The following is a 9,338-nucleotide window of genomic DNA, read 5'->3' on the forward strand; positions in this document are numbered from 1 at the left end:
GGGGCGTACGGCAGCGGCGTGTGAAGGGACCACCCTCGGATCGACGGAGGCCGAGGCCGCCACCCGGGCAGGGTGTGTGCGGACGCGATGCGTCCATACCTCCGCGCAATGAAAGGAACTGCCCACATGGCACGCCTTCTCGGCGTCGACCTCCCGCGCGACAAGCGCGTCGAGGTCGCTCTCACCTACATCTTCGGGATCGGACGGACGCGGGCGCTCGAGACGCTCGCGAACACCGGCGTCAACGGAGACCTGCGGGTGCACCAGCTCGGCGACGACGAGCTGATCAAGCTGCGCGACTGGATCGAGGGCAACTACCGGACCGAGGGCGACCTCCGCCGGGAGATCCAGGCCGACATCCGGCGCAAGATCGAGATCGGGTGCTACCAGGGCATCCGGCACCGCCGCGGGCTGCCGGTCCACGGCCAGCGCACGCAGACCAACGCGCGCACCCGCAAGGGCAAGAAGAAGACCGTGGCCGGCAAGAAGAAGGCCGGCAAGAAGTAGTCCGCCGCGGGCTCCGCCCGCCGCGGTCCGACGACCTCGAGAGTAGAGAGAGCAGATGCCTCCTAAGAGCCGTGTCGGCGCCAAGAAGGTGCGCCGCAAGGAAAAGAAGAACGTCGCTCACGGGCACGCCCACATCAAGAGCACGTTCAACAACACGATCGTCTCGATCACCGACCCGAACGGGAACGTGATCTCCTGGGCCTCCTCGGGCCACGTGGGCTTCAAGGGCTCCCGCAAGTCGACGCCGTTCGCCGCCCAGCAGGCCGCCGAGGCCGCCGCCCGGCGCGCGATGGAGCACGGCATGCGCAAGGTCGACGTCTTCGTGAAGGGCCCGGGCTCGGGCCGCGAGACCGCCATCCGGTCGCTCCAGGCGACCGGCCTCGAGGTGGGCTCGATCCAGGACGTCACGCCCGTCCCGCACAACGGCTGCCGCCCGCCGAAGCGTCGCCGGGTCTGAGGTCAGGGGAGATCTAGAACAATGGCTCGTTACACCGGTGCGGACTGCAAGCTCTGCCGCCGCGAGAAGATGAAGCTGTTCCTCAAGGGCAGCAAGTGCGAGGGCCCGAAGTGCCCGATCGAGATCCGTCCTTACCCGCCGGGTGAGCACGGCCGCGGTCGGCCGAAGGAGACCGAGTACCTGCTGCAGCTCCGCGAGAAGCAGAAGGCCAAGCGCATCTACGGCGTGCTTGAGCGGCAGTTCAGCAACTACTACGTCGAGGCCAACCGCCAGGACGGCAAGACGGGTGACAACCTGCTCGGCCTCCTCGAGCGCCGCCTCGACAACGTGGTCTACCGCGGCGGCTTCGCGAAGTCCCGCGACATGGCCCGCCAGCTGATCCGGCACGGACACATCCGGGTCAACGGCCGGAAGGTCAACATCCCGTCGGCGCTCGTCAGCGAGGCCGACATCGTCGACGTCAAGCCCAAGTCGCTGGAGATGACGCCGTTCCAGGTCGCCAAGGCCGAGGCGGGCGAGCGCCAGGTCCCGGCGTGGCTGGGCGTGGACGCCGACAAGATGCGGATCTTCGTGCACTCGCTGCCGGTCCGGCAGCAGATCGACGCTCCCGTCCAGGAGCAGCTGATCGTCGAGCTCTACTCCAAGTAAGAGTTCGGGTCCGCCGGGATCCCCGCGCAGGTGGGGATCCCGGCGGAACGGGGAACAATCCCCTTGAGGTACTCCGATCGCGGTCGTCAAATAGCGGGCACCGCGGGAAGAAGGCACAACCATGCTCATCGCTCAGCGTCCCACTCTCACCGAAGAGCAGGTCGACGAGTACCGGTCGCGGTTCACCATCGAGCCGCTGGAGCCGGGCTTCGGCTACACCATCGGCAACTCGCTCCGCCGCACGCTGCTCTCCTCGATCCCCGGCGCCGCCGTCACCAGCATCCGGATCGAGGGCGTCCTGCACGAGTTCTCGACCGTGCCGGGCGTCAAGGAGGATGTCACCGACATCATCCTGAACCTCAAGGAGCTCGTCGTCTCCTCGGAGCACGACGAGCCCGTCGTGATGTACCTGCGCAAGCAGGGCCCGGGCGAGGTGACCGCCGCCGACATCGCGCCGCCGGCCGGTGTCGAGGTCCACAACCCGGACCTGCGCATCGCCACGCTGAACGGCAAGGCGAAGCTGGAGATGGAGCTCACGGTCGAGCGCGGCCGCGGCTACGTCTCCGCCGCGCAGAACAAGCAGCCGGGCCAGGAGATCGGCCGCATCCCGATCGACTCGATCTACTCGCCCGTCCTCAAGGTCGTCTACAAGGTCGAGGCCACCCGAGTCGAGCAGCGCACCGACTTCGACCGCCTCATCCTGGACGTCGAGACCAAGCAGGCGATGCTGCCGCGCGACGCCGTCGCGTCCGCCGGCAAGACCCTCGTCGAGCTGTTCGGGCTGGCCCGGGAGCTCAACGTCGAGGCCGAGGGCATCGACATGGGCCCGTCCCCGACGGACGCCGCGCTCGCCGCGGACCTGGCCCTGCCGATCGAGGAGCTGAACCTCACGGTCCGCTCCTACAACTGCCTCAAGCGCGAGGGCATCCACTCGGTGGGCGAGCTCGTCGCCCGCTCCGAGCAGGACCTGCTCGATATAAGGAACTTCGGCGCCAAGTCGATCGAAGAGGTCAAGCAGAAGCTCAACGACATGGGCCTCTCGCTGAAGGACTCCCCGCCCGGGTTCGACCCGAGCGCGGCGGCCGACAACTACGGCGACGACGACCAGAGCTACGCCGAGACCGAGCAGTACTAGAACCCAGATCCCGGCGGCCGGGGGCTCGTTCCCCGGCCGTCCCGGGACTCGACTGACGCCGGTACCTGATACGGCCGGCGCAGGAAGGAAGCACCATGCCCAAGCCCACCAAGGGTGCCCGCCTCGGCGGTTCCGCCGCGCACCAGCGCCTCATCCTGGCGAACCTGGCCACGGCGCTGTTCGAGCACGGCAGCATCACCACCACCGAGGCCAAGGCCCGGCGGGTGCGTCCGCTGGCGGAGAAGCTGATCACCAAGGCCAAGAAGGGCGACCTGCACAACCGTCGCCAGGTGGCCAAGACGATCCGCGACAAGGGCGTCGTGCACGAGCTCTTCACGGAGATCGCGCCGAAGTTCGAGAACCGTCCGGGCGGCTACACGCGCATCACCAAGATCGGGCCGCGCAAGGGCGACAACGCCCCGATGGCCGTGATCGAGCTGGTGCAGGAGCCGATGGCGGCCGCGACGGCCGCGGCCCCGGCCGCCGCTCCGGCGGAGGAGCCGGCGGAGGACGTCGCCGAGACCGGCGCCGACGACGCCGCGAAGGCCGAGTCCGCCGAGTCCGCCGAGGGCAAGGACGAGTCCGCCAAGGAGTGACCCGGTAATATTCCGGGCCGCCGTTCTCGGTAAGACATTGAAACGGGCCCGCCGTCCGGTACAGGACGGCGGGCCCGGTTCTTTGCCAGACTTGGGTCCATGGTCATGTTAATCAGCCGCCGGTTCAGCGAGGGCGGCGCCCGGCCCCGACGAGGACGGGCGAGGAATGCGAGGAACAGGACACTCCGACTGACATGACCGCACTGGTACGACTCCGGCTCGACATCTCCTACGACGGGTCGGACTTCGCGGGCTGGGCACGGCAGCCGAACCAGCGGACCGTCCAGGGCGTGATCGAGGACGCCCTCGCGCGGATGCTGCGGCTCGACCCGCCCCCCATGCTCACCGTCGCGGGCCGCACCGACGCCGGCGTCCACGCGCGCGGGCAGGTCGCGCACCTGGTGGTGCCCGTCGCCGCGTACTCGGCCATCAACGGCACGATGCCGCGCAGGCTCGCCGGGCTGCTGCCCCCGGACGTCCGGGTCTGGCGGGTGTCGGTCGCCCCGGAGGGCTTCGACGCCCGCTTCTCCGCGCTGTCGCGACGCTACGTGTACCGGGTGTGCGACAACCCGAACGGCGTCGAGCCGCTGCGGCGCCACGACGTCCTGTGGCATCCGCGGCCGCTCGACCTCGACCGGATCAACGAGGCGGCGCGGCTGCTGGTCGGCGAGCACGACTTCGCCGCGTTCTGCCGCAAGCGGGAGGGCGCGACGACGATCCGGGAGCTGCTGCGCTTCTCCTGGGCGCGCGACGACCGCGACCCGTACCTCGCGCTCGCCACCGTCGAGGCGGACGCGTTCTGCCACTCGATGGTGCGGGCGCTGGTCGGCGCGATGCTGGTCGTGGGGGACGGCCGCCGCGACGTCGGGTGGCCCGCGCAGGTGCTGTCGGCGCGCGTCCGGGACTCGGCGGTGAACGTGGCGCCCGCGCACGGGCTGTCGCTGGAGGAGATCCGCTACCCCGAGGACGAGGACCTGGCGCGCCGCGCGCAGGAGACCCGCCGCGTCCGCACCCTGAACGCCGCCGCGGCTGTGGCCGCCGCCGAGGCCGCGGAGGCCGCGGAGAGCGCCGAGGCGCCGCCCGGCGGCCCGTCCTGAGGACGGCGCGGCCGGGCGGCGCCCGGTGCGGCGTGCGGCCTCAGCCGCCCGCCCGCGCGTCCAGCGGGCGCGCGTTGTGGTCGATGAACTGCTGCGCGACCTGCTTGACGACCTCGTCGCCGGGCTGGACGGGCTTGCCGTCGGAGCGCTGCACGTACGCGTACACGACGTACCGGCCGCGGACGGTCGCGGCCGCGTAGCCGCCCGCGCGGTCCATGGCGGCGGTGTGCTCGCCCGGCATGCCGCGGAACCACTCGTAGCGGGCCGGGTCCCCGGCCTCGCTCACGGCGAGGGCGGCCTGCCTGGTCGGCATGACCGCGATGCCGGACGTGACGGCGACGGAGCGTGCGCGGTCGAGGTACGTCGCCCGGACGATCTTGCGGCACTGCTGCCGCTGCAGGGTCTGGAGCATCGCCCCGTTCGCCGCGTACTTCAGGTCGCGGTTGATGGACCGGCGGTCGAGCCGGTAGGTGTGCCCGCCGAGCTTGATCGCCGCCGTCGGGAAGACCTCGGAGAACTCCAGCGGCTTCGGGTCGGTCCGCTCGTTGTCGATCTTCTGCGGGGACGGGTCGGGGGCGGGCGGCGGCGGGGCCTGCGACGGCTGCGCGGGCGCCGACGCCGGCGGCGTCGTCACCGGGCGCTCGGCGGCCTTGCGGGTGGCGCCGTCGTCCGGTGAGCCGCCGAGGGCGAACAGCGCGACCCCCGCGGCCAGGACGGCCGCCGCGCCGCCGCCGATCAGCAGCGTCCGCTTGTTCCGGGGGCCCTTGCCGGACGTGCCGGACCGCGCGGCCTTCGCGCCCCCGGCGCCCGCGCCGGGAGGGGCCGCCCCGCCGGGCGGCGGAGGCGGGCCGGCGGGCGGGACGCCCTGCTCGTGGTGGCCGGGCGGGACGACCGGCGGTTCGTCCGGGGCCGCCGCGCCGGGCGCGCCCGGCTGCGGGTGCTCCCCGCTCTCCCCGCTGGGGGGCAGGACGCCCGGCGGCAGGATCGCGTCGGGGACGAGCACCGGCGCCGCCGCCGCGGCGGCCTTCTCGGCCTCCTTGGCGCGTTCGAACGCGGTGGGCGCGGCCTCCCCGGACGGGGCGGTCGTCGGGCCCGGCGCCCGTGCGGGTGCGGCCGTCCCGTTCGCCGCGACGACCGCCTGCCCGGTCTCGGGCACCGGCGCGGGGGCGGGCCGCGCCGCCGCGACGGGCTCCGGCGCCGCCGCGGGGGCCGCCGCCGGCTCCTCGGGGCGGACGGACGGGATGCCGTCGGGGTCGGTGTCGGTGAACGTGGACGGCGTCGGAGGCACCAGCGGCTCGGCGGGGACGGCGCCGCGGGAGTCCACCTGCGGGATGCCGGCGCCGGCGACGAGCGTGCCGGGCGGACGTCCCGCGGCGGCGTGCGGCGCGGCGGCCGGGGGCCGGTCCCCGCCCGCGGGCGCCCGCGCGCCGGCGGCGCCGGGCGCGGTGTCGTCCGCCGCCGGTGCGGGGGCCTCCTCGGACGGGTCGGCCGAGGAGGCCCACCAGGGGGCTTCCAGGCCGAACGGGGGGAGCCGGGGGGCCGGGGGCGCGGGCGCCTCGGCCCCGTCGGCCGGCGGGACGGCCGGGGCGCCGGCCGGGGGAGACGCGCCGCCGAAGTGCGGCGGCGCGGGGGAGGCGGTGGCGGCGGACGCGTCCGCCTCCCCGCCGGTCTCCCGGGTGTCTTCAGGTCCAGACATAAGCAGAGAGGGTATTCAAACCGGTCACTTTTGGAGGGGCTTGCCTTCGGTTTCCCTGTAGTGCAGGGCCAGCGCGAGGTTGCTGCCCCTGTAGATCTCGTCCCCGAAGACCCGGACGGTGCCGTGGTGGCGCTTCGAGATGGTCTTGCCGTTGGGGCGCTGCACCCAGGTCATCACGAGGTAGTGGCCGCGCGCCCGGGCGGTGCCGAGCGCGACGCCCTTGCCGTTCGTCTTCGTGATGCCCTTGCCGGGGAGCGCCAGCAGGTACGCGTCGTCGGCCGTCGCGGCCTTCTCGGCGGCCTCCGCGTGCGCCTCGGACTTCAGGTTGAGGACGCCCAGCGTCCCGATGAGCGCGCCGCCGCTGATGGCGTAGGTGGCGCGGAGGGCCTGGGTGCAGCCGCCCTTCGCGACGGCCGTGTCCAGCTTGGCGCCGCCGACGATGCCGGTGCACTTCTTCTCGCTGTGCCAGGCCGTCCGCGCGTACTTGTGGTCGTTCACCTCGAACTCGCCGTTGCCGAAGACCTCCTTGAGCGTCAGCGGCGCGGGGTCGGTGGTGCGGTCCCGCAGCTTCACCGGCGCGAGCGTCACCGACGGGGTCGGCGTGGGCGGGGTCGTGGCGGGGGCGGGCCGGTCGGCCGCGGCCGGGGCGCCGGAGTCGCCGCCGAGCGTCGACGAGAGCGCGACGCCGCCGCCGACGAGGACGATCCCGGCGCCGACGATCGCGCCGATGACGAGCGGACGCCGCCGCCGCGGGCGCTCGTCGTCGAAGCGGTCGTCGTCGAAGCGGTCGTCGTAGGGGCCGTCGTCGTAGCGGTCGTCGTAGCGGCCGGGCCCGGGGCCGAACTCGCGCTCGCGGCCGAACGCGGGGCCGTCCGGGACGCCCGGGGGCGGGAGGCCGCCGCCCTGGTCGTACGGCCCCGGGGGGCCGTCGAACGGACGGTCGTCTCCGGGACCGTACGGCGACTGCGGCGGCCGCGGCGTGCGGCCGCCGGGATTGCCTTGATCACCCGGGTAACCCATGGCCTGGACCCTACCGAACCCCGGACGGGTCACTTCCAGCCGAAGTTCTGGGTCCACAGCTTGCCGTCCGGGCCGTCGACCATGCCGACGCCGATCGCCCGGAGGTCGCAGTTCAGGATGTTGCGGCGGTGCCCCGGGCTGTCCATCCAGCCGCGCACGACGGCCTCGGCGCTGCCGTAGCCCTTGGCGATGTTCTCCGCGCCGGGACTGGAGTAGCCGGCGGCCTCCATGCGGTCCCAGGGCGTGTCGCCGTTCTGGGACGTGTGGCTGAAGTAACCGTTGGCGGCCATGTCGGCGGAGTGCCGCTCGGCCGCGGCCATGAGCCGCTCGTCCGTCCGCAGCGGGCCGCACCCGGCGGCGGCGCGCTCGTCGTTCGTGAGGCCGATCACGGCGCGCTCGACGGACGACGCGCCGGTCGTCCGGTACGTCGGCGCGCCGCCGCCCGACGAACCGCCCGACCCGCCGGAACCGCCGGAGCCGCCGGGGGACGACGACCGGGCGGGCGTGTCCGCGGTCTTCGCGGGACGCGACGTCGACGGCTTCGGCGTCGGGCTCGGCGGGGCGCTCATGGTCTTGAGCGGCGGCGGCTCCTCCGTCGCGGACGGCACCGCCGCGTTCGCGGGGGCGTCCGGCGACGGCGCGTCCGCGGGCGCGGACGGGTCGGGCGCGGGCCGGTCCTCGGGCAGCGCGTCGGCCGCGGCGGTCCGTTCGGGACCCTGCGCGGGCAGGACGAGCCGGTCGAGCGCGACGCCGGTGCCGATCGCGAGCGCGGAGGCGGCGACGGTCGCGCCGACGGTGACGACCGTCCGCAGGCGGCGGCGTGGCCGCTTGGGCGGGCGGCCGCCGGGCGGCGCCGGGCGCGGGCGCCCGGCGGCGACGAGCGTGTCCCCGGCGGGTCCGGGACGGCCGGGACGGGGCGGCGGCGCGGCGCCGGGACGGGGGCGGGGGCCCGCGGCGGGCCCGAATCCGGGGCCGGCGGCGGGGGCGGGACGGCCGGTGCGGCCGTCGCCGTGGGGCTGCTGGGGGCGCCCGGCCGGGCGGCCGGGTCTGCGGGGAGTGGACAGCGGGGGCTCCCTGGGGCTGGCCGGCGTACGCCGGTACGCCGGCAGGGGGACCGGTCGGCGGCACCTTATCTCTTCATGCACGGCGGAGTAAGAAGAATCCGGCAAAATGATCACTCTGCGTACATGTCGCGACGTTCCGTGACCACGCGGCGTGCGGACGGACCGGTCCCGCGCGGGCCCGCGCGTCCGCCGGGGACCGCGGTCCGCGAGGTGAGGCATACTGGTGGGTGGCTGGGAGACTGTCACGGTTGCTCGCTTTGACCCGCGCCCGCGCGGACTAGTATCCTGCGGGTTTGTTGTATGCGTCGGCGCCTGCCCGGGCGGTGGGATGGCGACGGCATCCACGTGTCGGTGTGCCCCATGTGCGCTCGCACGGGCCCCGGCCTCCCGGAGCGCCCGATCGGAACGAGAACGAGCCCGATCGGCGCGAGCAGGAGATCCGCTAGAAAGTCGACGAGAAACGAAGGCTGACGACCGTGCGCACGTACACCCCTAAGCCCGCTGACGTTCAGCGTCAGTGGTACGTCATCGACGCGACCGATGTCGTGCTGGGCCGTCTCGCCAGTCATGTCGCGCAGCTGCTTCGGGGTAAGCACAAGCCGATCTACGCTCCGCACCTCGACACCGGTGACTTCGTCGTCATCGTGAACGCCGACAAGGTGTCGCTGTCCGGCAACAAGCTGGAGCAGAAGCGGGCGTACCGGCACTCGGGCTACCCGGGCGGACTGCGGTCGGTGAACTACGCCGACCTGCTGGCCAAGAACCCCGAGCGGGCCGTCGAGAAGGCGATCAAGGGCATGCTGCCCAAGACCACCCTCGGCCGCCAGATGTTCCGCAAGGTGAAGGTCTACGCCGGTCCGGAGCACCCGCACCAGGCGCAGAAGCCGGTCCCGTTCGAGATCACCCAGATCAGCCAGACCGGCAGCTGAAGCAGAGAACCGGTCGGCGTCAGGACGTGGAACGTCCGCCAGTCGCCGTACCGATCCGGTCGGCGTCGGGGCACAGCGCCCTCGCGTCGTCCGGTTGCGTGCACGCGGCCGCGTGCGCGTCCGAACCAGTGGCCGCCGGGGCACCCGACGACCGGGCCAGCCGCCCTGGCTAGAAGACCCTAGGAGAAC

10 protein-coding genes are annotated in these 9,338 nt (G+C 73.4%); 7 read left to right on the plus strand and 3 right to left on the minus strand.

Annotated features, from left to right (window positions below; translation table 11 throughout):
• The first annotated feature begins 126 nt into the window (after positions 1–126).
• The 6 genes from rpsM (at position 127) to truA (ending at position 4,440) form a co-directional block, all read left to right on the plus strand.
• Positions 127–507, plus strand: coding sequence for a 30S ribosomal protein S13 (gene rpsM, locus H505_RS0124365; protein WP_026404073.1), 381 nt, complete (start codon positions 127–129; stop codon positions 505–507).
• Between the two features lie 55 nt (positions 508–562).
• Positions 563–964 (plus strand): 30S ribosomal protein S11, encoded by a 402-nt coding sequence (gene rpsK, locus H505_RS0124370; protein WP_021596710.1) that lies wholly within the window; start codon positions 563–565, stop codon positions 962–964.
• A 21-nt stretch (positions 965–985) separates the two neighbouring features.
• Positions 986–1,612: a 30S ribosomal protein S4 gene (gene rpsD / locus H505_RS0124375; protein ID WP_026404074.1), complete on the plus strand. Its 627-nt coding sequence runs from the start codon at positions 986–988 to the stop codon at positions 1,610–1,612.
• A 121-nt stretch (positions 1,613–1,733) separates the two neighbouring features.
• Positions 1,734–2,747 (plus strand): DNA-directed RNA polymerase subunit alpha, encoded by a 1,014-nt coding sequence (locus tag H505_RS0124380; RefSeq protein ID WP_026404075.1) that lies wholly within the window; start codon positions 1,734–1,736, stop codon positions 2,745–2,747.
• A 95-nt stretch (positions 2,748–2,842) separates the two neighbouring features.
• Positions 2,843–3,343, plus strand: coding sequence for a 50S ribosomal protein L17 (gene rplQ / locus H505_RS0124385; RefSeq protein WP_026404076.1), 501 nt, complete (start codon positions 2,843–2,845; stop codon positions 3,341–3,343).
• Between the two features lie 194 nt (positions 3,344–3,537).
• The gene (gene truA / locus H505_RS44060) at positions 3,538–4,440 is read left to right on the plus strand and encodes a tRNA pseudouridine(38-40) synthase TruA (protein WP_064743695.1); all 903 of its coding nucleotides are present in this window, start codon (positions 3,538–3,540) and stop codon (positions 4,438–4,440) included.
• A 40-nt stretch (positions 4,441–4,480) separates the two neighbouring features.
• On the opposite strand, the gene H505_RS44065 is transcribed toward truA, so the two are convergent.
• Genes H505_RS44065 through H505_RS0124405 form a run of 3 tightly spaced genes read right to left on the minus strand, consistent with a single transcriptional unit; the run spans position 4,481 to position 8,301 of the window.
• Positions 4,481–6,136, minus strand: coding sequence for a hypothetical protein (locus H505_RS44065; protein WP_034519603.1), 1,656 nt, complete (start codon positions 6,134–6,136; stop codon positions 4,481–4,483).
• 24 nt (positions 6,137–6,160) lie between these two features.
• Positions 6,161–7,156 carry a hypothetical protein gene (locus H505_RS0124400; protein ID WP_026404077.1) on the minus strand — a complete coding sequence of 332 codons (996 nt, stop codon included), beginning with the start codon at positions 7,154–7,156 and terminating at the stop codon, positions 6,161–6,163.
• A 29-nt stretch (positions 7,157–7,185) separates the two neighbouring features.
• Entirely contained in the window at positions 7,186–8,301 is a 1,116-nt protein-coding gene (locus H505_RS0124405) for a CAP domain-containing protein (protein ID WP_051301107.1), read from the minus strand.
• A 395-nt stretch (positions 8,302–8,696) separates the two neighbouring features.
• Here H505_RS0124405 and rplM point away from each other — a divergent pair, with 395 nt between their 5' ends.
• On the plus strand, positions 8,697–9,149 hold the full coding sequence (gene rplM / locus H505_RS0124410; RefSeq protein ID WP_026404079.1) for a 50S ribosomal protein L13: 453 nt from the start codon (positions 8,697–8,699) through the stop codon (positions 9,147–9,149).
• Positions 9,150–9,338: the final 189 nt, after the last annotated feature.

Origin of the sequence: Actinomadura rifamycini DSM 43936 (genome assembly GCF_000425065.1) — a bacterium.
GTDB lineage: Bacteria > Actinomycetota > Actinomycetes > Streptosporangiales > Streptosporangiaceae > Spirillospora > Spirillospora rifamycini.